This window comes from Leisingera sp. SA215 (assembly GCF_055902035.1).
Window position 1 is genome coordinate 132623 of record NZ_JBVVXU010000009.1, and the last position, 25886, is coordinate 158508.

The 25886-nt window shown below is 62.4% G+C and carries 24 protein-coding genes; 19 read left to right on the plus strand and 5 right to left on the minus strand.

Features of this window, described 5'->3' with window-relative positions; genetic code table 11:
- Positions 1–210: 210 nt before the first annotated feature.
- A complete protein-coding gene (locus AC0KW6_RS11975) occupies positions 211–1407 on the plus strand; it encodes an adenylate/guanylate cyclase domain-containing protein (RefSeq protein WP_474034978.1) in 1197 nt (398 codons plus the stop codon).
- A 257-nt stretch (positions 1408–1664) separates the two neighbouring features.
- Here the strand turns inward: AC0KW6_RS11975 and AC0KW6_RS11980 are convergent, their stop codons facing one another.
- Complete coding sequence (locus AC0KW6_RS11980; RefSeq protein ID WP_323778772.1) at positions 1665–2540, minus strand: LysR substrate-binding domain-containing protein; 876 nt, start codon at positions 2538–2540, stop codon at positions 1665–1667.
- 122 nt (positions 2541–2662) lie between these two features.
- On the opposite strand from AC0KW6_RS11980, the gene AC0KW6_RS11985 reads away from it, so the two are divergent.
- Complete coding sequence (locus AC0KW6_RS11985; RefSeq protein ID WP_474035006.1) at positions 2663–3619, plus strand: NAD(P)-dependent oxidoreductase; 957 nt, start codon at positions 2663–2665, stop codon at positions 3617–3619.
- A 103-nt stretch (positions 3620–3722) separates the two neighbouring features.
- Positions 3723–4196, plus strand: coding sequence for a hypothetical protein (locus tag AC0KW6_RS11990; RefSeq protein WP_323778771.1), 474 nt, complete (start codon positions 3723–3725; stop codon positions 4194–4196).
- Positions 4197–4212: 16 nt separating this feature from the next.
- Here the strand turns inward: AC0KW6_RS11990 and AC0KW6_RS11995 are convergent, their stop codons facing one another.
- Genes AC0KW6_RS11995 through AC0KW6_RS12005 form a run of 3 tightly spaced genes read right to left on the minus strand, consistent with a single transcriptional unit; the run spans position 4213 to position 6915 of the window.
- Positions 4213–4836 (minus strand): TadE/TadG family type IV pilus assembly protein, encoded by a 624-nt coding sequence (locus AC0KW6_RS11995; protein WP_474034979.1) that lies wholly within the window; start codon positions 4834–4836, stop codon positions 4213–4215.
- Between the two features lie 4 nt (positions 4837–4840).
- The gene (locus AC0KW6_RS12000; RefSeq protein WP_323778767.1) at positions 4841–5377 is read right to left on the minus strand and encodes a TadE/TadG family type IV pilus assembly protein; all 537 of its coding nucleotides are present in this window, start codon (positions 5375–5377) and stop codon (positions 4841–4843) included.
- Complete coding sequence (locus AC0KW6_RS12005) at positions 5374–6915, minus strand: TadE/TadG family type IV pilus assembly protein (RefSeq protein WP_323778765.1); 1542 nt, start codon at positions 6913–6915, stop codon at positions 5374–5376. Before AC0KW6_RS12005 ends, AC0KW6_RS12000 begins: the two co-directional genes overlap by 4 nt.
- Before the next feature lie 384 nt (positions 6916–7299).
- Between AC0KW6_RS12005 and AC0KW6_RS12010 the strand changes: the two genes are divergently transcribed.
- The 16 genes from AC0KW6_RS12010 to ribD all read left to right on the plus strand — a co-directional run bounded on the left by AC0KW6_RS12010 (position 7300) and on the right by ribD (position 23723).
- Entirely contained in the window at positions 7300–8730 is a 1431-nt protein-coding gene (locus AC0KW6_RS12010) for a Glu/Leu/Phe/Val family dehydrogenase (protein ID WP_474034980.1), read from the plus strand.
- Positions 8731–8999: 269 nt separating this feature from the next.
- Positions 9000–10253, plus strand: coding sequence for a sarcosine oxidase subunit beta family protein (locus tag AC0KW6_RS12015; RefSeq protein ID WP_323778760.1), 1254 nt, complete (start codon positions 9000–9002; stop codon positions 10251–10253).
- A gap of 66 nt (positions 10254–10319) precedes the next feature.
- Positions 10320–10589 carry a sarcosine oxidase subunit delta gene (locus AC0KW6_RS12020; RefSeq protein WP_323778758.1) on the plus strand — a complete coding sequence of 90 codons (270 nt, stop codon included), beginning with the start codon at positions 10320–10322 and terminating at the stop codon, positions 10587–10589.
- Positions 10586–13531 (plus strand): sarcosine oxidase subunit alpha family protein, encoded by a 2946-nt coding sequence (locus tag AC0KW6_RS12025; RefSeq protein WP_323778756.1) that lies wholly within the window; start codon positions 10586–10588, stop codon positions 13529–13531. Before AC0KW6_RS12020 ends, AC0KW6_RS12025 begins: the two co-directional genes overlap by 4 nt.
- On the plus strand, positions 13524–14069 hold the full coding sequence (locus AC0KW6_RS12030; protein WP_323778755.1) for a sarcosine oxidase subunit gamma: 546 nt from the start codon (positions 13524–13526) through the stop codon (positions 14067–14069). The genes AC0KW6_RS12025 and AC0KW6_RS12030 overlap by 8 nt, the downstream gene beginning before the upstream one ends.
- Before the next feature lie 37 nt (positions 14070–14106).
- Positions 14107–14445, plus strand: a complete 339-nt coding sequence (locus AC0KW6_RS12035; protein WP_323778753.1) for a hypothetical protein — start codon at positions 14107–14109, stop codon at positions 14443–14445.
- A 1-nt stretch (position 14446) separates the two neighbouring features.
- On the plus strand, positions 14447–16438 hold the full coding sequence (gene dnaG / locus AC0KW6_RS12040; RefSeq protein ID WP_474034981.1) for a DNA primase: 1992 nt from the start codon (positions 14447–14449) through the stop codon (positions 16436–16438).
- A 134-nt stretch (positions 16439–16572) separates the two neighbouring features.
- Positions 16573–18558, plus strand: coding sequence for an RNA polymerase sigma factor RpoD (rpoD, locus tag AC0KW6_RS12045; protein ID WP_474034982.1), 1986 nt, complete (start codon positions 16573–16575; stop codon positions 18556–18558).
- 94 nt (positions 18559–18652) lie between these two features.
- Positions 18653–18985, plus strand: coding sequence for a thiol-disulfide oxidoreductase DCC family protein (locus tag AC0KW6_RS12050; protein ID WP_474035007.1), 333 nt, complete (start codon positions 18653–18655; stop codon positions 18983–18985).
- A complete protein-coding gene (locus AC0KW6_RS12055; protein ID WP_474034983.1) occupies positions 18982–19527 on the plus strand; it encodes a DUF4166 domain-containing protein in 546 nt (181 codons plus the stop codon). Before AC0KW6_RS12050 ends, AC0KW6_RS12055 begins: the two co-directional genes overlap by 4 nt.
- A gap of 84 nt (positions 19528–19611) precedes the next feature.
- Entirely contained in the window at positions 19612–19908 is a 297-nt protein-coding gene (locus AC0KW6_RS12060; RefSeq protein WP_474034984.1) for a hypothetical protein, read from the plus strand.
- A gap of 106 nt (positions 19909–20014) precedes the next feature.
- Positions 20015–20416 (plus strand): hypothetical protein, encoded by a 402-nt coding sequence (locus AC0KW6_RS12065; RefSeq protein WP_323784478.1) that lies wholly within the window; start codon positions 20015–20017, stop codon positions 20414–20416.
- Positions 20417–21133: 717 nt separating this feature from the next.
- On the plus strand, positions 21134–21559 hold the full coding sequence (locus AC0KW6_RS12070) for a hypothetical protein (protein ID WP_044008660.1): 426 nt from the start codon (positions 21134–21136) through the stop codon (positions 21557–21559).
- A 60-nt stretch (positions 21560–21619) separates the two neighbouring features.
- Positions 21620–22036, plus strand: a complete 417-nt coding sequence (locus AC0KW6_RS12075) for a secondary thiamine-phosphate synthase enzyme YjbQ (RefSeq protein ID WP_474034985.1) — start codon at positions 21620–21622, stop codon at positions 22034–22036.
- A 122-nt stretch (positions 22037–22158) separates the two neighbouring features.
- Positions 22159–22626, plus strand: coding sequence for a transcriptional regulator NrdR (gene nrdR, locus AC0KW6_RS12080; protein WP_024090833.1), 468 nt, complete (start codon positions 22159–22161; stop codon positions 22624–22626).
- Positions 22626–23723 carry a bifunctional diaminohydroxyphosphoribosylaminopyrimidine deaminase/5-amino-6-(5-phosphoribosylamino)uracil reductase RibD gene (gene ribD / locus AC0KW6_RS12085; protein WP_474034986.1) on the plus strand — a complete coding sequence of 366 codons (1098 nt, stop codon included), beginning with the start codon at positions 22626–22628 and terminating at the stop codon, positions 23721–23723. The genes nrdR and ribD overlap by 1 nt, the downstream gene beginning before the upstream one ends.
- A gap of 147 nt (positions 23724–23870) precedes the next feature.
- Here ribD and AC0KW6_RS12090 read toward each other — a convergent pair whose 3' ends face one another.
- Positions 23871–25883, minus strand: coding sequence for a capsular polysaccharide biosynthesis protein (locus AC0KW6_RS12090; protein ID WP_474034987.1), 2013 nt, complete (start codon positions 25881–25883; stop codon positions 23871–23873).
- Positions 25884–25886: the final 3 nt, after the last annotated feature.

A 25886-nucleotide genomic window follows, 5' to 3' on the forward strand; every position in this document is an offset into this window, starting at 1 on the left:
CTGTCTCCTTGATTTTCTTGACTGATGGCAAGATAAGTTGTGCGGTGCCGTCGGAAAACGAGCTCTGAAACACGGCCCCTGTGCGCCAGGGAACGGATCTCCCTCAGCCCGCAGGGCTGTCTGGCCCAGCGGGACGCGGCGCCGCAGGCGCCAAGGGCAGGCGGGCGCCGCCCATTGCAGGGGGCATGCCGGACGGGTTAGCCTGAACATATGATGCAATCCCATGATCCTCTTCAGCAATTGCCGCCGGACCGGTTGCCGGGCGCGTTGCGCCTGATCTCCTACATGCTGGGGGAGGCCCGGGGCGCCACTGAAGCGGATGAGGTGCTGACGCAAATGGCTGGGCTGATCCGGGCAGGCGGCGTGCCATTGGACCGGGCCACCTCCATCGTGCCGCTGCTGCATGCCGAGGCGGTGGCCAGCGCCCGCTTCTGGGAGCGCGGCCAGGGCACCCGCAGCTATCTGTTTCCGTTCAATGAGGAAAGCGGTCAGGGCTATGCCCATTCACCGGCCGCCGATGTGCACCGGACCGGCGAATGGGTGATCCTTTGGCTGCCCGGCACACCCGGCGACCGCTACGGCATCGTGCCGGAGCTGAAGGCGGGGGGCTACACCCATTACATTATGGCGCCAGTCTTCATGCGCAGCGGCATGGCCGGCACCTTCAGCTTTGCCACCCAGGCAGCCGAAGGGTTTTCGCAGGATGATATCGCTTTTCTGCGCGCGGTCTTCCCGGCGCTGTCGGCCTGTCAGGAAATCCTTGCCACTGCCCGCGCCATGCAGGAGGTGCTGCGGATCTACGTGGGCGAAGAGCCGCAGCAGCGGATCATTTCGGGCGATGTGCACCGGGGCGAGGTGATGCGTATCCGGTCTGCCATCCTGTTTGCTGATATGCGCCGGTTCACCGAATTGACGGCCGGCATGAGTGCGGAACAGGCCACCAGCCTTTTGAACGCCTATTACGACTGCATCGTGCCGCCGATCGAGGGCGCGGGCGGCGAAGTGCTGAAATTCATCGGTGATGGCGTCCTGGCGGTTTTCCGGGCCGGGGAGGACGGCGCAGAGGCGTGTTCCCAGGCGCTCAAGGCGTCGCGTGACGGGCTGACGCGGGTTGCGGCCCGCTTGGAGCAGCCGCAATTCGATGTTGGCATTGCGCTTCACTTTGGCGAGGTGGCGTTTGGCAATGTTGGCTCGGGAATGCGGCTTGACTACACGGTGATCGGGCGCGACGTGAATTTGGCGGCGCGGGTGGCGGGGTTGTGCGGTGCAAGGAATGAGCCGCTGCTGGTGTCTTCGGAGTTCCGGCAAAAGGCGGGGCTGAAGGGCAGGCCTTTAGGAGAGCAGAGCCTGAAGGGTCTGCAATCGCGGGTAGAGGTATTTGCTGTGCCCTTGGCGGAAGATCCTTGAGGCGTGACCGGGCGCGGACGGCACGGTTTAAACCTTGCTGCACCACTTCTTCGGTTTTCGCCGCTTGGACGTGGCACGGTTGAATTGGCGACCCGCATGCGGATGCCGCACTTCGAGACTATCCTGGCCTGTATGGAGCAGCGCCGCTCCGCATCAGGCATCCATTTCTATCCGCCTTTAAAGGCCGGAATACTGGCGGCCACTGTGTTGGGCGGTCCGCAGGGAAAAGCCTCGACCGGACTGGGAGCCGCCGCTTTTCAGCCGAACTGTGATACTATCCAATCGCGGACCATGGAAACTTCGGCGCTGTTCGGAGCCTCCCCGGCGGCAGGCATCAGGTAGTGGCCCTGGCCCATGGGAATTTCCGCACCCGGCACCGGTGCCAGCCGGCCTTGTGACAGCGGCAGTTCTGCATAGCGGCGCATCAGCATGGCAACACCGGCGCCGGAGGCCGTTATCTCGATCGCTGCCAGCGAGGTGTCCACATAGAGCGGCGCGCTGCGGTCTTTCAGTGGCACGCCCTTCTGTTCAGAGAGCCGCAACCAGTGATCCTGGTAGCCGTGGATGTGGATCAGTGTCTGGTCGAACAGCTGGTCCACCGTGTGCAGCCGCCCGGCCAGTTGCGGCTGCGCCACGGCGATCACGGTCTCCGCCGAGAGCAGATGCGCGCGGGTGCCGAACCAGCCGGAGGGCCCGAGCCGCAGGTCGATATCCACATCCTCGTCCTGGGTGCTGTCGGCCCAGACGGCAGAGATCAGCCGGATGCGGATGTGCGGATTGGCGGCATGAAATGCCCCCAGCCGCGGTGCAACCCATAAAACCGCGGTTGAAACCGGTGCCCGCAGGGTCACAGTCCGGGTCTGCGCATGCCCCAAAAGCCCGCGGGTCGAATAAGCGATGTCAGTCAGTGCCTGGGCGACCGAGGGGTAGTAGGCGTGGCCCAGTTCTGTCAGTTCCAAGTGGCGGGACCTGCGGATAAACAAGGTGATGCCAAAACTTTTCTCCAGGCTGCGCACCTGGTGGCTGACGGCGGCTTGGGTCAGCCCCAGCTCTTCTGCCGCGGCGGTGAAGCTTTTCAGGCGGGCGGCGGCTTCAAAGGCGCGCAGCCAGACGAGGTTGGGCAGGTCGGACATATCCGTTGCAAAAAATCCTGAGGTCAGATGGCGTTATTATTCGTTTTAGTTTTGGCTGTGGTCAAGCTAGCCATATCGCAGAAGATTTGCCCCGGGAGGAGAAACTGGAAATGGCGACCACTTTGAAAGTCGGCTTTATCGGCCTTGGCAATGTTGGCGGCAAACTGTCCGGCAGCCTGTTGCGCAACGGCGTGGACCTGACCGTGCACGATCTGAACCCGGAGCTGGTGCAGAGCTTTGTAGAGAAAGGCGCCAAACAGGCGCAAAGTCCGGCCCAGATGATGCGCGACTGCGATGCGGTGATAACCTGCCTTCCGTCGCCGGCGGCGTCGGATGCGGTGATGATGCAGATGCTGCCGGAGGTCACTGAAGGCAAGATCTGGATGGAAATGTCCACCACCGACAAGGCAGAGGCCAAGCGTCTGGGCGCGATGGTGATCGAACAGGGCGGCCGTGCGGTGGATTGCCCGGTTTCAGGCGGCTGCCACCGTGCGGGCACCGGCAATATCTCAATCTTTGCGGGCTGCGATCGCGGCACTTTTGACACCATCCTGCCGCTGCTCACCACCATGGGCCGCCGCATCCTGCACACCGGCGATCTGGGGTCTGCCTCGGTTCTGAAAGTGGTGACCAATTATCTCGCCACCGTGCATCTGGTGGCCAACGCCGAGGCGCTGGTCACGGCCAAGGCGGCAGGCATGGATCTGAATATTGCTTATGAGGCGATCAGGATCAGCTCCGGGAATTCGTTTTCGCATGTCACCGAAAGCCAGGTGATCCTTAACGGCAGCCGGGATATTTCCTTCACTATGGATCTGGTGAAGAAGGATGTTGGCTTGTTCCAGGACGTCGCTGATCGGGCAAATGTGCCGCTGGAGGTCAGCCCGCTGATCGTGAAGATCTTTGACGACGGCATCAGCCGCTATGGCGACCGCGAGCTGTCGCCCAACATCATCCGACGCCTGGAAGACGCTACCGGTCTGGATATCCGCGCGCCGGGCTTCCCGCCGGAAATGGTGGATGATGAAGCGGAAGAGCCGGGCTATGAAGTTGTCGTCCGCCGCGCTGCAGCGGAATAAGTTTCCCCGGACTGTGCGGCCGCATCCGGCCGCCGCTCCGGAGGGGGCTGTTTTCTTTGGCTGATCCGGTTTATGCCCGGATCAGCAGCAAGGGGAGCAGCGGATGAGCAATGAGGTCCTGGCCACAATTGAAGCCACCGGCGGGCGGCGGATCATGGGTACTGTGATGCTGGGTTTGACCGGCTGCCTGCTGCTTTATGTGGCCTTTGCGGCGCCGCCGTCGCCAGCATGGCTGGTGTTTCTGCTGGCGGTTGGCACGGCTGCGCTGTGGCTGGCAGTCCGGATGTGGCAGGCAACCGTTCACCGGATCGAGCTGACGGCAGAGGAGCTTCGCTGTTCAAACGGGCAGCTGATTGCAAGGGTTGAGGATATCAAAGCCATCGACCGCGGTTTTTTTGCCTTTAAGCCGTCCAACGGGTTCTTGATCCGGACCGGGGCGCAAGGCTCCAGGATCTGGATGCCCGGGCTGTGGTGGCGGCTGGGCCGCCGGATCGGTATCGGCGGGGTGACGCCCGGATCGCAAGGCAAGGCGATGTCGGAAATCCTGGCCGCGATGATGGCGCAACGCGGCCACTGAGGCCGCACTAGCCGGTTTAATCGGTGCCGCCGGTGTTGTCGTCGTGGCTTCCGGACCCGGTGGCACCGCCTTCGAAGGCGACAAGCGGGGCGAAACGCGGGCGGGTGAAGATGAAATTCTGCACATCCATGAGCGGAATGCCAACATTGAAAGCTGGACTAATCTCGTTCCAGGTTTCCACCAGGATGACACGCTCTTGGTCCGGCATGTCGGGCAGTTTCTCTTTGACTGTGTTGATAGAGCCGTCTGCCCATTCCTGAAAGGCGCTGCCGCGGACCTTGGACCAGTCGACATAGTAGCGCTGATCGGCTTCATCCCAGCGGACAACCGAGATGCGGGTTGACAGCGTGGTGTCGCTGCGCACCAGCTCCGAAGCCAGCGCATGCATGCTGTCGATATAGGAGTCGTTCACAAAATTGGTTTCTCGTGAAATAAGGTCAGACACGGTATAGGCGGCCTTCAGATTGATGCTTTCCTGACGGAAGGCGTCAAAGAAGGTGTAGATGGAGGCAAACAGACCCAGCAGAAGCGGCGCGTAAAAAGCGAATTCGATGGAGACGCTGCCCTGGGTTCCGTCCAGAAAGCGGCAGGCGGATCCTGGCAGGCGGCCGGACAGGCGGCGGGAGAGGAGTGTCAGCATAGCGTTACCTCGGTTCCTGGACGAATGCGGAGGAAGCAATCAGGTTGACCCGGCCGTCGCCGTCCTTGCTCAGATTTGTGCCAAGTCCCCAAGTCGGGAAAATCGGATTGAACTTCATGCAGGCGCGGATGAACATCAGTTCATTGGATTGGCCGTTTTCAAAGCTCCGGACCGGCTGAATATCTTCGACGCGGTTCACGCAGTCCGGGGTCGGATCAATGGCTGTCCAGCTGTAGGGATCGATCTGCAGCATTTCGAGGCGCAGGGATGTGCTGCACTCGTCAATGAAACCGGAGCGGCCGCAGATCTCGTCACGCAGGTCATCATGCTGCATGTCGCCGCCAGTGCCGAGCCGGATGGTGCGGACGGTCTCGTCCAGGGCCCGCTCAAGCTGTGAGTGGCGGAGGTTGATCATGCCCAGTTCGACGGTGGACATCAGGATCATCAGGAAGGCGGGAATGACGATGGCGAATTCGACCGTGGCGTTGCCATCTTCGCGCTGCCTGAAACGGCGCAGGGCGTGGGTGATACGGCGGATCATTGGGTGAGCCTCAGCTGACGGATGGAAGTTGCGATCGAGGCAAAGGCATCACTGATTTCCAACCCGTCGACGTCAAAATAATGGGCGGCAGAGCTGGCGCAATCCTGCAGCACCGACACGCCGTTGCTGGGCGCCTCGAAGCCGATGGCGTAGACAATGATTCCCTGATCCTTGGCCGCCTGGCAGATGCTGCGGGTGCGGGCATTTTTGGTCGAGTTGCCGTAATAGTCGTAGACGCCATAGTACCAGGTGGATTTGGCGGACCCTAGCCAGTTGAAAATATTTTTGTATATATATTTCAATGGTGTGTCCGCAAACAGGTCGGCGTAGCTGAGCTGCTCCGACTCGTTGCCCTTGTAGGGGGCGTTTTTCCAGCCGCTGTACCCTTGCCAGCGGTACTTGTTGTAGGGGGCGTAGTAGCTCGAATAAACGTCGTGCCCGGCGTGATACCAAACATCGGTGGGACCGTTCCGGTGATCGCTTTCGACGTAGTATTGTGAGGTATTCTGGCCGTCTGTCATTAACACCAGAACTTTGACGGTGTCGGAGTCGGTGTATGCAGACGGGCGGGCAGAAAAGTCATTTGGCACATCACCGCTTGTGGTTAGTGCGCTGATGGCTGGGCGTGCTGACGGATCCAACAGCGCTGTGCCCCATTTCATGCCGATATCGATCGAGGTGTTGCCGCCCGCATCAAAGTCTTCAATGTAGGCTTTGAGCGTCGCAGCATCTTTTTGAAACGGCAGGATTTCGCGGCTTGGATCATCTTCGCAAACCGGGCTGTCAACCAATTGAGATTCATTGTCTCTCCGGTCCCAGCTGGACCAGGGAGAGAAATGCATCGTCTGTTCCAGAGACGCAGTTGTTGACAGGCTGGCTGAATTGAAGTCCGAAGAGGAGAAATTCACGCAGTTCGAATAAGAGTGAACCCGGGTCAGGCCGTATTGGTTGATCAGGTTCTCCGGCACGGACACTTGGGTCGCATAGGGAACGATTGAGATCGACATCTTGCCGTCGGTGGTGTTGGCCACCATGGTGTCAACAAAATCCTTTGCCGCGACCTTGAGGTTGGTCAGGCGGCTGTTGGAGTCCATCGAGCCGGACACATCCAGCACCATCGAGATTTCCACCCCGTCGATGCTCTCCTCGGCGCGCGAGGCTGCATGGAGCGGCATGTCGTCGCCGCCGGCGAATTTCAGCAGGTGGGTCGGAAAGGTGGTGTCGATCGTAGCCTCCACCTTTTTGAAGCCAAGCCCGGATTCCCACCAGGGAGCCTGATAGTAATCTTCCAGCCCCGATTTCGCGAGATAGTCCCGAACCACAGCGTCGGGTGTTTGCTGCTGATCGAGGTCGGCAGCCGCCAAGGTCGCGCGGTCAAGCGTGTATTGCAGCATGGTGCGGTCACGTTCCATCCGCATCAGGTCGACCCCGATACCGCCGATCGCAAGCATTGCCAGGAAGGTGCCGATCATCGGTTTGGCCAGCACGCCGTCCTCTTCTCTGAGGAAGGCTTTTGCCTTGGCCAGACAGCGCAGCATGAGCGGACTGGTTAACGCTGTGGAACCCTTGTGACGTCTATGCATTACAACACCCCTCCGCCGGCTCTTGAACAGAACAGCCTGGCTCTAGACGCGGAATTTACACATAATTAATGACTGCCGAACGTGGCGGAATTGGGGCGGGTTTGCGCCGATAGACACACGATTGCAATGAGTTGGGTTTTCAATTTCCGTGTATCTTGCGGGGTTGTTGCAACCTGGGGGACAATTGCCCGGGGCAAGCGGCGAATCGTGAAGCTTTTGCGAAATTGCGAATCTTTTTGCCTGGGAATGGTCAAAAAGGTCGCACTCCTTAATCTTCTCTGCATAGACTGTGGGCATCATCGGCAGCGAGTCGATGTTTGAGTACGGAGAAATTTTTTCATGAGCAGCCGCACAGAGCCGAGCTTCCGCGAGAGCGTGGACCTGATGTTTAACCGGGCCGTGTCCCTGATGGACCTGCCGCCGGGGCTGGAGGAGAAGATCCGGGTCTGCAACGCCACCTACACGGTGCGCTTCGGGGTCCGCCTGCGCGGTGCGATGCACACGTTCACCGGTTACCGTTCAGTGCATTCCGAGCATATGGAGCCCGTGAAGGGCGGCATCCGTTATTCGCCGGAGGTGAACCAGGATGAGGTCGAGGCGCTGGCGGCGCTGATGACCTACAAATGCGCCCTGGTCGAGGCGCCTTTCGGCGGTTCCAAGGGCGGGCTTTGCATCGACCCGCGCGAATATGAAGAACACGAGCTGGAACTGATCACCCGCCGCTTTGCCTATGAGCTGGCCAAACGCGACCTGATCCACCCCTCGCAGAATGTGCCTGCGCCCGACATGGGCACCGGCGAGCGCGAGATGGCCTGGATTGCCGACCAGTACGCGCGGATGAACACCACCGATATCAACGCCAGGGCCTGCGTCACCGGCAAGCCGTTGAACGCCGGCGGTATCTCGGGCCGGGTCGAGGCCACGGGACGCGGTGTGCAATATGCGCTGCAGGAGTTCTTCCGCCATGAGGAAGACAAGGCGGCAGCGGGCCTGTCCGGCAAACTGGATGGTAAGCGGATCATCGTTCAGGGGCTTGGCAACGTGGGCTATCACGCGGCGAAGTTCCTGTCCGAAGAGGATGGGGCGCGGATTACCGGCATCATCGAGCGGGACGGCGGGCTGTTCGGCGCTGACGGTCTTGACGTTGAAGCGGTGCGCAATTGGATCGTCAAGCATGGCGGCGTAACCGGCTACCCGGATGCGCAATACGTCGAGGACGGCGCGGTGCTGCTGGAGGAAGAATGCGACATCCTGGTCCCGGCGGCGCTGGAAGGCGTGATCAACCTGTCCAATGCGGAAAACATCAAGGCGCCGCTGATCATCGAGGCTGCAAACGGCCCGGTGACCGCCGGTGCGGATGATGTTCTGCGCAAAAAGGGCATTGTGATCATCCCCGACATGTATGCCAACGCGGGCGGTGTGACGGTGTCCTACTTTGAATGGGTCAAAAACCTGTCCCACATCCGTTTCGGCCGGATGCAGCGCCGCCAGGAAGAGGCGCGCCACCAGCTAGTGATTGATGAGCTGCAGCGTCTGGATGATGTGATGGGGGGCACCTGGTCGATGTCGCCGAACTTCAAGGACAAGTATCTGAAGGGCGCAGGCGAGCTGGAACTGGTGCGCTCGGGCCTCGATGACACCATGCGGGTGGCTTACCAGGCGATGCGCGAGGTCTGGCACAGCCGCGATGATGTGACCGACCTGCGCACTGCCGCCTATCTGGTGTCGATCGACAAGGTCGCCAAAAGCTATCACGCCAAGGGGCTCTGACCAGCCTGCAGGAACTTTGATATATGAGCGGGGCGGAAGGGAAACTTTCTGCCCCGTTTTTTGTGAGTAAACCGGAATACGGCACGGTCTGTCGCAGATATTACTAGACACAAGTGATTAGTTCGTGTGATTTGCGGCAGAGCTGTGCTGAGCTGCCGCAAATTGATCCTTGGGGCTAGGAGCAGCAAGCGAAAGCGGGTAGCAATGCCGCCAGGGTCCGGGTCACCTTTTTTCCGGGCAGCGGATGTGATTTGACGGGGAGGGACGACATGCGGTTTTCGGGATGGCGTGTGCTCAAAGAGGGGCTCACCGGAAACAGGGGCTGGACGCCGCACTGGCGCGACCCCGAGCCCAGGACCGAGTATGACGTGGTGATCATCGGCGGCGGCGGCCATGGTCTGGCAACCGCGTATTACCTGGCCAAGGAGCACGGCATTACCAATGTGGCGGTGCTGGAGAAAGGCTATCTTGGCGGCGGCAATGTGGGGCGCAACACCACTATTGTGCGGGCGAACTACTACCTGCCGGGCAATTCCGAGTTCTATTCCCACTCGCTGAAACTGTGGGAAGGGATGGAGCAGGACCTGAACTACAATGCGATGATGTCCCAGCGCGGCATCCTTAACCTGTACCACAATGACGGCCAGCGCGATGCGGCGGTGCGCCGGGGCAATGCGATCATCAACCAGGGGGACGACGCGGAGCTTCTGAGCCGCGATCAGGTGCGTGAGCTGGCACCGTTCCTGAATTTTGACAACAACCGCTTCCCGATCATGGGCGGGCTGATGCAGCGCCGTGCAGGAACCGCTCGCCATGACGCCGTGGCCTGGGGCTATGCCCGCGGCGCCGACATGCGCGGGGTGGATCTGATCCAGAACTGCGAAGTCACCGGCATCGACGTGGAAGGCGGCAAGGTGGTGGGGGTGCAGACCGCCCGCGGGCCGATCCGCGCCAAGAAGGTGGCGCTGGCCGCGGCGGGCCGTTCGGGCCAGGTGGCGGCCATGGCCGGCCTCACCCTGCCGATCGAAAGCCACGTGCTGCAGGCCTTTGTCTCGGAAGGGCTGAAGCCGATCGTCGACCACGTGATCACCTTTGCCGAAGGGCATCTGTACATAAGCCAGTCGGACAAGGGTGGCTTGGTCTTCGGCAGCTATCTGGACTTTTACAGCTCCTACGCCGCGCGGGGTAACCTGCCGATGGTGGAGCACACGATGGAGAGTTTCGTGGCGATGGTGCCTGCGGTCAGCAAGGCGCGGCTGCTGCGCAGCTGGGGCGGCATCATGGATATGACCCCGGACGGCTCGCCCATTATCGACCATTCGCCGATCGGCGGCCTCTACCTGAACTGCGGCTGGTGCTACGGCGGCTTCAAGGCGACGCCGGGCTCGGGCCATGTCTATGCGCATCTGATTGCAACGGACCGGCCGCACGGGGCGGCCGCGAAACTGAAGCTGGACCGCTTCCGCAGCGGCGTGGGCCTGATGGATGAGGAGGGGACCGGTGCGCAGCATAACTTGCACTAAGCGTTTGGAGTGCGCCGGGCATGCCTCCGGCGGGAGTATTTTTGCAAAGATGAAAGGGCGCTGGTCATGAGGATAGCCTGTCCGCTCTGCGGTGAGAGGGGCCGCCGCGAATTCTATTATAAAGGGGCTGCGCTGGTGCGCCCGGCCGAGGGCGCGGATCTGGATGCCTGGCATGGATATGTGAATCTGCGGGAGAACCCTGCGGGGCCGCTGGATGAGCTGTGGTATCACGAGATGGGCTGCAATGCCTGGCTGAAGGTGACTCGCGATACCGCGACTCATGAGATTTTGGCCGTGCAGCTGGCGTCCGAGGCCGGGCTGGGAGGTGAGAAATGAGACTTCCCGGAAAAGGGCTGAACCAGGGCGCAAAGCCAATCACCTTCTCCTTCAACGGCCGCCACATGATGGGGTTGGAAGGGGACACGCTGGCCGCTGCCTTGCTGGCAAATGATGTGCATCTGATGGGGCGGTCGTTCAAATACCACCGCCCGCGTGGGGTGCTGACTGCGGGCAGCGAGGAGCCGAACGCGCTGGTCACCATCGGCACCGGCGGCCAGCAGGATCCCAATGTGCGCGCCACCCAGCAGGAAATTTTCGAGGGGCTGGAGGCCCGCAGCCAGAACTGCTGGCCCTCGGTCGAACGCGATGTGATGGCGCTCAATGATCTGGCGGCACCGTTCTTTACCGCGGGGTTTTATTACAAGACGTTTATGTGGCCGGCAGCGTTCTGGGAGAAGATCTATGAACCGCTGATCCGCAATGCGGCGGGGCTGGGCGCGTTGTCAGGCGAGGCGGATCAGGACCGCTATGAGAAAGCCTTTGCCTTTTGCGACGTGCTGGTGATCGGTTCCGGTCCTGCGGGATTGATGGCGGCGTTGACCGCGGGCCGGGCCGGGGCCGATGTGATCCTGGCTGAGGAAGACAGCCGCATGGGCGGCCGCCTGCTGGCCGAGCGCGAGGAAATTGGCGGCAAGCCTGGGCATCAGTGGACCGCCGATGTACTGGCCGAGCTGGAGGCGATGGGCAATGTGCGGCTGATGACCCGCACCGCTGTCACCGGAGCCTATGACCAAGGCACCTATGGCGCGCTGGAGCGCGTCTCGCATCACCTGCCGCGGCGTCATTCGCTAAAGGGCAGCCATCTGCCGCGCGAATGTTTCTGGCGGATTACGGCCAAATACGCGGTACTGGCGGCGGGTGCGATTGAGCGCCCGGTGGCCTTCCGCAACAACGACCGGCCGGGCATTATGATGGCGGGCGCCGTGCGCGCCTATCTGAACCGCTGGGGCGTGGCACCGGGGCAGCGGGTGACAGTCTTTGCCAACAATGACCAGGCCCACCGCACAGCGCGCGATCTGCATGACGCTGGCGTGCATATCGCGTCGGTGATCGACAGCCGTCACGAGGCGCCGGACGGCGGACCCTATCAGGTGATCAAGGGGGCGCAGGTCTGCGGCTCTGCCGGCCGGCATCGGGTGGAAAGCATCACTGTGCGCTCAGTCAAGGGCGAGGAGAAGATCCAGACCGATTGCCTGGCGATGTCCGGCGGCTGGAATCCGTCGGTGCATCTGACCTGCCATCTGAACAGCCGCCCTGCTTGGAAACGCGATGCGCTGGCCTTTGTGCCCGCTGAGGGTGCAGTACCGGGCATGGTCACCGCGGGCGCCTGCAACGGCGCCTTCTCCACCGCTGGTGCGCTGCGTGAAGGCGCTGAGGCTGCTGGCAAAGTGGTAGAGGCGCTGGGCCTTAAAGCCACCGTTTCCGACCTGCCGGATGCGGAGGATGATCCCTACCGCATCGCCGCCTTGTGGGCGGTGCCGGGCAAGGGCCGGGCCTGGCTCGACTTTCAGAACGACGTGACAGTCAAGGATGTGAAACAGGCAGCGGTCGAGAACTTCTGCTCGGTCGAGCATATGAAGCGCTACACCACCCAAGGCATGGCGACCGATCAGGGCAAGAACTCCAACGTTGCGGCATTGGCGGTGCTGGCGGACGCCACGGGCCGGACGATCCCCGAGACCGGCACCACCACCTTCCGCCCGCCGTTTGTACCGGTGTCGCTAGGTGCTATGGGGGCAGGGGCCACGGGTGAGGGCTTCAAGCCGCAGCGCTTCCTCACCTCGCACAACGAAAGCGACGCGCGCGGCGCACATCAGCTGGAAGTGGGCTTGTGGTATCGCGCGGCCTACTACCCGAAGCCGGGGGAAACCAGCTGGCGTCAGACCTGCGACCGGGAAGTCACACTGGTCCGCAAGGCTGTGGGCATCTGCGATGTCTCCACTTTGGGCAAGATCGACATTCAGGGGGCCGATGCGGGCAAGTTCCTGGATCACCTCTACACCAACACCTTCAGCACGTTGAAGGTGGGTAAGGTCCGCTATGGGCTGATGCTGCGCGAGGATGGTTTTGTCATGGATGACGGCACCACCGCGCGGCTGGGGGAAAACCACTATGTGATGACCACGACCACTGCTGCCGCCGGCCAGGTGATGGCGCATATGGAGTTTGTCTCCCAGGCGCTCTACCCGGAATGGGATGTGCGCTTTACCTCGGTGACCGAGCAATGGGCGCAGTTTGCCGTGGCCGGTCCGAAATCGCAGGCGCTTCTGAACGGGCTCCTGGATGAGGATGTGAACGGCGGGACCTGGCCCTTTATGGGATGCGGCGAGGCGACCGTGCTGGGCGTCAAGGGGCGGCTGTTCCGGATCTCCTTTTCGGGCGAGCAGGCTTATGAGGTTGCGGTGCCTGCACGCTATGGCGAGAGCCTGTTCCGCGAGCTGCTGAAGCGGGCCGAGGCGATGGGCGGCGGAGCATATGGCATGGAAGCGCTGAACGTGCTGCGGATTGAGAAGGGCCTGATCACCCATGCCGAGATCAACGGCACCGTGACCGCCTTTGACCTTGGTCTGCAGGGGATGATGTCCAAAAAGAAAGATTTTCTCGGGAAGCCGATGTCCTCTCGCGAGGGCCTGATGGCTGAAGACCGGATGCGCCTGGTGGGCCTGAAGCCTGTGGGGGCTGCCAAGGAGATCACCGCCGGTGCGCATCTGTTCACGCCGGGTGACCCGGTGGAGCGGATCTATGATCAGGGCTATGTGACCTCGGCCGGCTATTCACCGACTTTGGGGCATCCGATCGGCCTTGCCTTTCTGAAAGAAGGGCCGGAACGGATTGGTGAGACCGTGCGCCTGGTCGACCATATGCGCGGCGTTGATACCCTGTGCGAGGTTGTTTCGCCTGTGTTCTTTGACCCCGAAGGAGAGCGAGCCCGTGGCTGAACTGATTGCGAAAAGCCCTTGTGACGGGCTGCTTCCGGTAACCATCAGCGGCATGAGCCTGACCGAGGAACATCCCGGTAATATCTGGTCCGTGGCGCCCTTCAAAGGCCAGCAGGAGGCGCTGAGCAAGGCGCTGGAGACCGCTCATGGCATGGCCTTTCCGGCCCCGAACCGTGCGACCGGCAAGGCGGGCAACCGCGCGGTCTGGTTCGGGCAGGACGCAGCACTGCTGATGGGGCCTGCGCCGGAGGATAAGCTGGCCGCGCACGCCGCGCTGACGGATCAAAGCGACGCCTGGGCCGTGGTGCGGCTGGAGGGCGCGGGTGCCGAGGACGTGCTGGCGCGCCTGGTTCCGGTCGATCTGCGCGGGGCGGTGTTCAAACGCGGCCATACCGTGCGGACCGAGCTGAAGCACATGATGGCGTCAGTGACGCGCACCGGTCCGCAGTCGTTTCAGATTATGGTGTTCCGATCGATGGCAACAACGCTTGTGCATGATTTGAAAACAGCGATGGAAGCTGTCGCGGCACGGGGGTAATCTCTGGGGATCACCAACTGATTCCCGGAGCGCATCTATGATCCGCATTGCCCTTGCAGCCGCCTTGCTGGCGGCTCCGGCCTATGCTTCTGAAACAAAAGAACAAAGCTGTAAGTACCAAGGGCAGGTCATGGCTGCCGTGCAGCAGGCGCGGCTGGACCGGGTGAAGCAGGAAGAGGTGGAGCAGGTGATTCTGGACAGCGAACCGGAATGGCCTGAGACCTATTCCAATGCGATCCCGCAGCTGACGAGCCATGTCTACGCAATGAAGCGGCGCGACCTTAAGGACGCCGACCTCGGCGCGCTGTTCGAAGAGCAGTGTCTGCAGAACTGGGATCAGATCCAGGCGATGCAGAAACAGCTGAAGTCGAACTGATATGTCCCTGCCGCCCGGCTTTCTGGATGAACTGCGCACCCGCATCAGCATTTCTGATGTTGTCGGGCGCAAGGTCATGTGGGACCAGCGCAAGTCGCAGCCGGGCAAGGGCGACTATTGGAGCCCGTGCCCCTTCCACCACGAAAAGACCGCATCTTTTCATGTCGAGGACCGCAAGGGGTTCTATTACTGCTTTGGCTGCCACGCCAAGGGCGACGCGCTGAAGTTTGTGCAGGAGACCGAGAACGTCGGATTCATGGAGGCGGTTGAGATCCTGGCGCAGGAAGCGGGCATGGAAATGCCCAAACGCGATCCGCGCGCGCAGGAAAAGCAGGACCGCCGGACCCTGCTGGCTGAGGTGATGGAGCAGGCGGTGCAGTTCTTCCGCCTGCAGCTGAAAACCAGCGCTGCCCATGACGCCCGCGCATACTTGCAGCGCCGCGGGCTGACGGCGCAAACGCTGGACCGCTGGGAGATCGGCTTTGCCCCCGATGGCTGGCAGAACCTGTGGGATGGCTTGCGCGGCAAGAACGTGCCCGAAGACCTGATCATCGGCGCGGGGCTGGCCAAGCCTTCGAACAAGGGCGGCAAACCTTATGACACCTTCCGCAACCGGATCATGTTCCCGATCCGTGACGCCCGAGGCCGCGCCGTTGCCTTTGGCGGCCGGGCGATGGATCCAAACGACAACGCCAAATACCTGAACTCTCCCGAGACCGAATTGTTCGACAAGGGGCGCAGCCTCTACAATCACGGGCCAGCGCGCGCAGCTTCGGGAAGGGGATCCACGCTTGTGGTGGCCGAAGGTTATATGGATGTGATTGCGCTGGCCGAAGGCGGCTTTCAGTCGTCTGTCTCGCCATTGGGCACGGCGATCACCGAAAACCAGCTGCAGATGCTGTGGCGGATGTCGAATGAGCCGATCATCGCGCTGGACGGTGACAAGGCGGGCATCCGGGCTGCAATGCGGCTGATCGACCTGGCGCTGCCCTTGCTGGAGGCCGGCAAATCCCTTCGCTTTGCCATCATGCCCGAAGGCAAGGACCCTGACGACATGATCCGCAGCGAAGGCCCGGAGGCGGTGCAGGCGGTGCTGGATCAGGCGATGCCGATGGTCAAGCTGCTGTGGCAGCGCGAGACCGAGGGCAAAGTGTTTGACAGCCCCGAGCGCAAGGCAGCGCTGGACAAGGCTTTGCGGGAAAAGATCAAGCTGATCCGCGACCCTTCGATCCGCAAACACTACGGCGAAGACGTCAAGGAGATGCGCTGGCAGCTGTTTCGCGGCAGCCGTGACAGCGGCGGCTACCAGCAGCGGGGCGGGAAGGGCGGCGGTTTCCGTGACGGCGCCCGCGCGCCTTGGAAACCCGGCAAGGGCTTTGGCCCGATCCCGCAGCCGCGGGCAACCACCCGCGCCTCGCTGGTGGCAGGTGCCGAGGACGAATATTTTGCTGCAATGCGCGAAGCGGTGATCCTGGCCACGGCGATCACCACCCCGGCTGTGATCCCCGAATTTGAGACCAGCCTGGAGCGCCTGCAGTGTGCCGATCCGGATCTGGCGGCGCTGCGCGACATGGTGCTGCGCCACGGTATCAGCGCTCCGGAGCGTCTGCGTGAGGAAATCGACTGGTCTTTGGGACCCCATGCCCTTGAAAACCTCTTTGGCCTTCGCCATGTCGGAATTACCCCCTGCCTGCGCAAACCCGGCGACACCGAGCTGGCCAGCATGACCCTGGCCGAGGAGCTTGCAAAGCTGGAAGCGCGGCGCGGGCTGGACGCGGAGCTGGCGGAGGCCGAAGAGGATCTGGACGGCCTTGCGGACGAGGCGCTGACCTGGCGGTTGCGGCAGGCAGCCGAGGCCAAGAACAAGGCGGTGCGCAGCGAGAATGAGGACCAGGCGCAGTATGATGTGGGCGAGAACGGCGCGCGGCTCAACCGCGATGAGCGCGACGCATTCGGCGCCCTTTTGGACCGGATCGGCTTTTCCGGTAAATGACGCAGATCGGATGATTCTGCGTTTTGCTAAGGAAGAGCACAGGAAAATTGGGTAAACGGGGTGACGAATCAGAGAATCGCGCTAATGATTCGCGCGACCCGAATCGCCCCGCAGCCCCTGAGTAGGAGCATTGAATGGCCGCCAAAGACACCGACGATCGCAAACCTGACGATCAGGATGCCGAAATCTCACTCGACATGAGCCAGACTCAGGTCAAGAAGATGATCGCGGAGGCCCGCGAGAAAGGCTACATCACCTACGATCAGCTCAATCAGGTTCTGCCGCCGGATCAGGTCAGCTCGGAACAGATCGAAGACGTGATGTCGATGCTCAGCGAAATGGGCATCAACATCATCGAGGACGAAGAAGCCGAGGAAGAAGAGAACAAGGGCACCACCGACCTTGTGACCACCGAAGGCCCGCGCGAAGTTGCGCTGGCCGGCGCCCAGGCTGAAAAGCTGGACCGCACCGACGATCCGGTGCGCATGTACCTGCGCGAGATGGGGTCGGTTGAACTGTTGAGCCGGGAAGGCGAGATTGCCATCGCCAAGCGGATCGAAGCCGGCCGCAATACGATGATCCTAGGGCTGTGCGAAAGCCCGCTGACCTTCCAGGCGATCACCATCTGGCACGACGAACTTTTGTCCGAGGACATCCTCCTGCGCGACGTCATCGACCTGGAGGCCACCTTCGGCAACCAGCTGGACGAGGACGGCGAGGAGGAGGCGCCGGTTGTCGATACCGCGGCTGTTGCAGCAGCCAAGCCGGCCAAGGATGACGGTCCGGAACTGGACGCCGACGGCAATCCGATCGCCAGCGATGACGATGATGACGAAGATGAACAGGCCAACATGTCTCTGGCCGCGATGGAGGCCGCGCTCAAGGACCGGGTACTGGTCACGCTTGAGCGGATCTCGACCGACTTTGCCCAGCTGTCCGAGATGCAGGACAGCCGGATCTCGGCAACCCTGAACGAGGACGGCTCCTTCAGCACGCAGGACGAGGCGACCTATCAGGCGCTGCGTTCGGAAATCGTCGAACTGGTAAATGGGCTGCATCTGCACAACAACCGGATCGAGGCGCTGATTGACCAGCTCTACGGCATCAACCGCCGGGTAATGCAAATTGACAGCGCGATGGTCAAGCTGGCCGACCAGGCCCGTATCAACCGCCGCGAATTCATTGACGCCTACCGCGGCCGCGAGCTGGACCCGAACTGGCTTGCCGACATGGGCGAAAAGCCCGGCCGCGGCTGGCAGATGTTCATCGAACGCTCTACCGACAAGGTCGAGGAACTGCGCGCCGACATGGCCCAGGTCGGCCAGTATGTCGGCCTCGACATCTCCGAATTCCGCCGCATCGTGCAGCAGGTTCAAAAGGGGGAGAAAGAAGCCCGCCAGGCCAAGAAGGAAATGGTGGAAGCCAACCTGCGCCTGGTGATCTCGATTGCCAAGAAATACACCAACCGCGGGTTGCAGTTCCTGGATCTCATCCAGGAGGGCAACATCGGCCTGATGAAGGCGGTGGACAAGTTCGAATACCGCCGCGGCTACAAGTTCTCGACCTATGCGACCTGGTGGATCCGCCAGGCGATCACCCGCTCGATCGCGGATCAGGCGCGCACCATCCGTATTCCGGTGCATATGATCGAGACGATCAACAAGCTGGTCCGCACTGGCCGTCAGATGCTGCATGAGATCGGCCGCGAACCGACGCCGGAAGAGCTGGCCGAAAAGCTGCAGATGCCGCTGGAGAAGGTCCGCAAGGTGATGAAGATCGCCAAGGAGCCGATCAGCCTCGAGACTCCGATCGGGGACGAAGAAGACAGCCAGCTGGGTGATTTCATCGAGGACAAGAACGCGGTGCTGCCCTTGGACAGCGCCATTCAGGAAAACCTCAAGGAAACCACCACCCGGGTCCTGGCGTCGCTTACCCCGCGTGAGGAGCGGGTTCTGCGGATGCGCTTCGGCATCGGCATGAACACCGATCACACTCTGGAAGAGGTTGGCCAGCAGTTCAGCGTGACCCGCGAACGGATCCGCCAGATCGAGGCCAAGGCGCTGCGCAAGCTGAAGCACCCCAGCCGCAGCCGCAAACTGCGCAGCTTCCTGGACCAGTAAACTCAAAAGGCGCCTCGCGGGGCGCCTTTTTTGTTAGAGGAAGTGCATCATGCTCAATGGGTACGAGGGGGAAACCGCTTTTGCCGGCCTGTGACTGGGGCGGTTCTCCTTTGCCACCGCGCAGTCGTCTCTGGACCAGCAGCTCTACCGTCGGCATGGCCTGCCCGTGGACAACTTCGAGACCAATCTGGTGATCGTCGATGGCCGCACTTATCAGCGGCTCGATGCCTTTGCCGCTGCGGTGCGGATGCTGCCTTGGCCTTGGCTTCTAGTGTCGGTCAGCCGGCTTCTGCCGGGGCGACTGAAGGATGCGCTCTACTTGAGCATCGCCCGCAACTGGTACAGGCTGTTCAGCCGGTCTGACAGCTGCATGATCCCCAGCCCGGAAATCCGCGCCCGTTTTGCCAAAGGGGGCTTTGCCGAATGAGGGATGCATTCGGCGACATCATCGCCGCGCAAAACCTGGAGGTGCCGCCGGCCCTGTTGCGGTTTCATGCGCAGCCGCCGGAATGCAGCCACGGCAGGGTCAAGGTCGAGGGCGGCACCCGCTGGGCGCGGCTGCTGGCAGGGCTTGCAGGCTTTCCGCCGCCAATGGCCGAAACCCGGTTCCGGCTGGATGTCACGCCGCAGGGCCCGGGCCATGTCTGGCGGCGCGGTTTCGGAAAATTCCTGACCCGTTCGCACCTGCGCTACGACCCGCAATCAGGCCGGGCGGTGGAACGCTTCGGAGTGGTTGAGCTGGAGCTGTCCGTCTCGGTGCAGCAGGGGGCACTGGTGGTCGCGGTGGACAAGGCACGGCTGTTCGGGGTGCCGCTGCCCCAAGCCCTTTGCCCGAATAGCGTCTCAACCGAATTTGAGACGCCGGAGGGGCATCTGGGCTTTGACATTTCTGCCAGCCTGCCGCGCATCGGCCTTCTGGTGCGTTACAGCGGGTATCTGGTGCTGCCGGAGTTGGATCTGAGGCGTTAACCATTTGCTAACCTCGACATTGTCCGGCACCGTGGCAGGCTCTAAAATTGGCGCTGTCGCTTATTGGCCTTCCGGAGGAAGAGAATGTCTGCACATTCCAATCTGAACACGGCGCTGCTGGTGCTGACCGAAAAGCTCCAATCGCTGAATGATCTGGCAACCGCGAACCGGTTCATGGTCGATGCGCTGGCGGATCAGGGTGACGCGCTAAAGCAAATGGACGGGGTGCAGACCAAGGATATGCTGCGCAGCCAGGCACGGGAAAAGTTCCATCCTTGCACAGGCACGGTCCCAAACGCCGCAGCGCTGGCCATCCTCGAAGGCGTGCTGAGCCATCAGCGGGACAGTGCAGAGATCATTCCTTTTCCGGCCCGCACCTGAGACCCGCTGTCACACATCTGCGAGAGGCCGCGGCAAAGACGGCATCTGTCTGTTGGAGCCGCTGCCGCCAAACCCTATGTTGAAGCGAACATAGGGATAGTGCCGAATGAAAAACCTCCTTTGCGCAGCAGGCCTAGCTTGCCTTTCTTCCATTGCCGCAACTGCGGATGCCTTTACCACCAACCGCGGCGTACGGGTGCTGCCTGTCAACGACACGGTCTATGAAGTGGTGCCGCGCGGATCCGGCGGCACCTGGGATTACTGGTGCGCCGCTGCCGAATACGCCCGCCGCGAGCTGGACGCTGGCTGGACAGACCGGTTTTATGTGGTGCGCGGCCGGGATGTCAGCGTCACCACCGGGCGCCGGTCCTCGGTGCAATTCACGCTTTACCCGGAGCGGAGCGGTGTCGAACCCAAAACGGGCTGGCTGTCGCTGGGCTTTCGTCCGGGTGAAAGCATGTCGGTACAGCAGGGATACGGATATTGCGTCGAAGCCGCAGCCCTTTGATGGTCCGGGCCGCAGGCAAGGCGGCGGGAGCCAGGAGGATTTCCGGCACATCCGCCGCCCCTGCCGGACTGAGGCCAAGGTTCCGTAAAATCCGGTTCTGCTCTGCTGGGAGCGGCGCTGATTTCGGCCCGGCAGGGTTAACCGCTGATACTTGTCAGCCATTGCACGGCAGTGTGACTGGCCTGTGTTCGAATTTTCCCTACCCTTGGAGAGGTGCAGCCTGAACAGGCATGGGCCCCGCTGAACGAAAGGGAAATGAGATGAAACTTGCTGCCGCCGCCCTCTGTGCCTCGTTTTTGCTGGTGGCGTTCCCAGACAGTTCAGCCGCCGGCGCCAGCCGCCACAGCATTCGCGTCAACCCGGTATCTGATGGTGTATTCGAGGTCATCCCGAACACAGGCAACGGGTATCTCTTCTGGTGCGGGGCAGCGGATTATGCGCAGCGCAGTCTGCGGGTTCCCCGGAACAGCAAGTTGCATATCACCCGCGGGCTGGGCCGCAGCGAAACAACCGGGCGCCGTTCAGCAGTCCAGTTCACGCTGGATCCGGATTTGGCCGCAGCGGGGCCGGCTGGCGGATACGGCTCTGTCAACAGCCTGCAATCTGGTGATACAATGAGTGTTCAGGCGGCATTGGGATATTGCTTTATTCCGTTCGGGCGGCCGTGAGATCAGAATGATCCGCTGCCGTTGCGCGACGGTGGAAAGGGAGGGTGAGATGACCTGTAAAAGATTGTGGCTGTCAGGGATGCTGGCGTTTGCTCTGGCTGTCCCATTGCCTGCATCCGCTTGGCGCGCGATTAACCGGAACGAGGTGTTGCCGGTCTCCGAAGGTGTCTGGGAGGTGATCGCCCGAAGCCGGTCCGGCGCACAGGATTACTGGTGCAGCATCGCCGATTTTGCCATCCGCCAGCTGCGGGCGCCGGTGAACCAGCGGATCTATGTCTGGCGCGGCGAGGGGCCTTCCGTGAACCGCCCCGGGCGCAAGGCAGTGCAATTTGCCTTCGGCCTGCCGCCTGGTGTTCCTGACCGGTCTTCCAGCCTGTCGCTGAATGTGCGCGAGGCAGGGGACAACCTCCGGGTGACAGCTGCGCAGACTTATTGCTACGACCGGCTGCCGGGGCGGGACCGCTGGCTGCCTTAGCTTGCGCTGTCACCGGGCATAGCGGTTGCCAGCCGGGCCGGGTTCCGCCACAAAAGCACTATGCAGCATGAGTTTACCATTCCGACGCGTGGGCAAGGCCTTTATGAGTTTACCCGCGAAATACGGGCCTGGGTCTTCGGGTCCGGCCTGCAGGAGGGGCTGCTAACCCTGTTTGTCCGCCATACATCCTGTTCCTTGCTGATCCAGGAAAATGCCGACCCCGAGGTGCAGACCGACCTTGGCGCCTTCTTTGCCCGGCTGGTGCCGCCGTCCTCCGATCCGTCGATGGGCTATCTGCAGCACACTTATGAAGGCCCGGATGATATGCCTGCCCATATCAAGGCAGCGATGCTGCCGGTGAGCCTGTCTGTCCCTGTCAGCCGCGGCGCCCCGGTGCTGGGCACCTGGCAGGGGATCTACCTGTTTGAACACCGCGATAGACCGCAACAGCGGCGTGTGGCCGCGCATCTGGCCTGAACCTCTTTATCTAGCGGCCATAAATCACCTCTACCCAAATTATGGAGGGTAGCCTATAGTTGTGGATAACCGGGCAAACACCGGCACAAAGAATAGGCTGACAGGATTGAGGGAGCAGGCGGATGCGCTGCCCATTTTGCGGAAATATCGACACTCAGGTCAAGGATTCACGTCCCGCCGAAGATCATGTTTCGATCCGGCGGCGGCGGTTCTGCCCGGCTTGCGGCGGCCGTTTCACCACCTATGAACGGGTTCAGCTGCGCGATTTGGTAGTGATTAAGACCAGCGGCAAACGCGAGGATTTCGACCGCGACAAGCTGGAACGCTCAATCCGCATATCAATGCAGAAACGCCCGATTGAGCCGGAGCGCATTGACCAGATGATCTCGGGCATTGTGCGGCGGCTGGAAAGCATGGGCGAGACGGATATCGGCTCTAAGAAAATCGGAGAGATCGTGATGGAGGCGCTGGCCCGGATCGACACCGTGGCTTACGTGCGCTTTGCCAGCGTTTACAAAAACTTTCAGGCGGCGGATGATTTCGAGGATTTTGTGCACGAACTCCGCCCCGGCACCGCGCCGGAAGACTGATGGATTCCGATCACCGTTTCATGGCGTTGGCGCTGTCCCTGGGGCGGCGCGGGCAGGGCAACTGCTGGCCGAACCCGGCGGTCGGCTGTGTGATCGTGCAGGGCGGCCGCGTTGTGGGCCGCGGCTGGACCCGGCCGGGCGGCCGCCCTCATGCCGAAACCGAAGCGCTGGCGCAGGCCGGTGAGGCCGCACGCGGCGCCACCGCTTATGTGACGCTCGAACCTTGCGCCCATCACGGCAAAACTCCGCCGTGCGCGCAGGCGCTGATCGATGCCGGGCTGGCGCGGGTTGTTGCGGCGATCGAGGACAGCGATCCGCGGGTGTCCGGGCACGGTTTTCAGATGCTGCGCGATGCGGGCATCGCGGTGGCCACCGGGATTTGGGCGGCACAGGCGGCGCGGGATCATGCCGGGTTCTTTCTGAAGACCGAACAGGGCCGCCCGCTGGTGACGCTGAAGCTGGCAAGCAGTTTTGACGGGCGCATTGCCACCGGATCGGGCCAAAGCAAATGGATCACCGGACCGGAGGCGCGCCGTGCCGTGCACGCAATGCGCGCGCGCCATGACGCGGTGATGGTCGGCGGCGGGACTGCGCGGGCGGATGATCCTTCGCTGACGGTGCGGGACTTGGGTGTGGACCACCAGCCGGTGCGGGTGGTGATCTCACGCCATCTGGACTTGCCGCTGATGGGACAACTGGCCCGTACCGCTAGGGATGTGCCGGTCTGGCTGTGCCACGGTCACGGCGCTGATCATGAGCGGATCCAGGCCTGGGAAGGGCTGGGCGCAAAGCTGATCCCCTGTGCCTCGCACGGGGTGCAATTGGACGCTGCGGATGTGCTGCAGCAGTTGGGTCAGTCGGGGCTCACGCGGGTGTTCTGCGAAGGTGGCAGTGCGCTGGCGGCGTCGCTTCTGGCGTTTGATCTGGTCGATGAGCTGATCGGATTTACCGCCGGACTGGGTATCGGTGCCGAGGGGCTGCCATCGATCGGTGCGCTCGGCATCGGCCGGCTGGAGGAAGCGCCGCGGTTTGAGCTGGTTGAAACCCGCCCCCTCGGCAAAGACATCCTGCACCGCTGGACCCGCGCACTGCGCTGATCATCCCTTATTCCGACAAGGCAGCCTTTCCCGTCCGTCGGCGGAGCATGTGTCATGCTCTACGCCCAAGGCCGCCAAGGGCGGGCTGGCGTCAGTCAGGGTGCGCTGCGGGCGCGGGAGCCTTCCGTTTTAAGCTTGCCAGGGTGGTCAGCGCCACAGATGGGCGTAGGTGGCGAATAGTCCTTGAAGTTTGGAGAGCAGACGGTTGCCAACCCCCGGGTGCGGCAAGTGCCCTTCGCGCAGGCGCATCACCGCCACTTCCACAGGGCAGGGCTGGGCGGTCACCGGGTCGAAATAGCGCGGGTAGTCGATCAGCGCCGCATGGACGAGGCCCAGGAGCGTGACGCGGGCTTGCCGCCACGGCGGCACTGGAGCCAGATCGGCAGTCAGGCCCCAGCCTCCGTAAAACGGTGCTCCCAGCGTGGTGACCGGCACCCCGCGCAGCAGCGCCTCAAACCCCAGAAGAGAGGTCATCGTCCAGACCTCCTGCACCGCGCCCAGCAGGGCCATGGGGTCCGCACGGGAGGCAACCGCATCGGCCAGCCCCTCTGCCGCAACCTGGCCCTTGCGCAGGCCCGCCTCCACATCCGGATGCGGCTTGTATATAATCACCGCCTCCGGGTTGGCCTGACGCACCGCGCGCAACAGATCCAGGTTGGTTCTCACCGCACCGGCGCCGCAAAGGATCGAGGCGTCATCCTCCACTTGGCCAGGCACCAGGATCCGGTGGCCCTCGGGCAGGGCCGGGGCGGTTCCGCCGAGATTGTATTTCGACACGCCGCCCTGGACCAGAGACCGCACCAGATGTTCGGCCCGCAGCTCCTCTGCCTGGGTCATCTCAACCCGGCGGGCAATCAGCGTGTCCAGATCCGACGGCTGGCGCGGGTCGTAGTAGATCCCCTGGCGGTCAGTCACCAGCGACAGAGGCGGCACCAGTTCCGCGCCCAGCCCGCGGGACCGCAGAAAGCCGTCCTCTACCCGCACAGCGCCGTCATGCGCCGCGTTCGTCTTGCCGGCCCAGACCATCCGCATGCGCCCGCTTGCCTGCGCCCTGGCCGGGTCTTCTGTGAACAGCACCCGCGTCTCGGCGCCAAAGAACCTCTGCAGGGGCTTGCGCTTCCACATCCGCATGCCCGATGCGGTCCAGCCGCGGTGATCGTCCCGCCAGGCCCGCACCCGTGCCTCCAAGTTATCAAGAACTGTCTCCAGATCACACAACTCATCCCGGAAAGGGTTGTACCACTTCGGATAGAGAATCATCGCGGCTGCAAACAGTTGAGCCCGCGTCAGCCGCCGCTGCCTGCGGGGGGGCGGGGCGTCGTCAATGCTCAGCCCCCAACCCGCGTAGAACGGCTGTCCGAAGACACGCGGCTTGTGGCCTGCCAGGATTGCTTCAAATCCCAGCTGCGAGGAGACAGTATAAACTCCGACGGCCCCCTCCAGCAGCGCCCAGGGCGATACACTGGCGGTGAACAGTTCCACCCGCCCCTGCGCGTCCTTGGCATCGTAATAACCCGCCCGGTAACCGCGCAATGTCTCAGGGTGAGTCTTGATCAGCACCCGCGCGCCAGGGTGCTCTTCCTGGGCAAAGGCAAGCATTTCCAGAAACCGCGCCCGATCAGCGCGTGATGCAGTGACCGAGGCGTCGTCGCGCGCCTGATCCGCAACCAGAACATAGCCCGGTTCCGGCACCGGGGTCGCGGGATCAAAGGCGTTGTATTTGCTGAGATTGGCGTGCTTGAGCCGGGCAATCGCATCGCGTGCCCGGCGCATCAGATGCGCGTCATCCAGCGGGTGGCCGGTCAGCATCTGTTCCAGCTCCGACGGCTGTTCTGCGTCGAAATGCACCCCTGCCTGATCCAGTAGCAGCCCCAAAGGCGGCTCGCCTGCACGGCCGGGGTAGAGTGAACGCAGAAAGGCATCCTCGACCCTGACCAGCCCGCAGCCGCGCTGTTCGGCGACTGCAATGCCCCGGTGCGCAGTGGGCGAGGCGCCCCAGATACCAACCAGATCCTCGGCCTGCGGCAGCCCCAGCCGGATGCCATAACCGCAATGCTGCAGAATCCGCCGCACCCGGCGCTGGGTCAGAAAACCGCCGTTGAAAACAAAAAGCCGGGAAGACGTGCTCCCGGCTTTTGTCCGGCCTGGCATCAGGCGCATTGG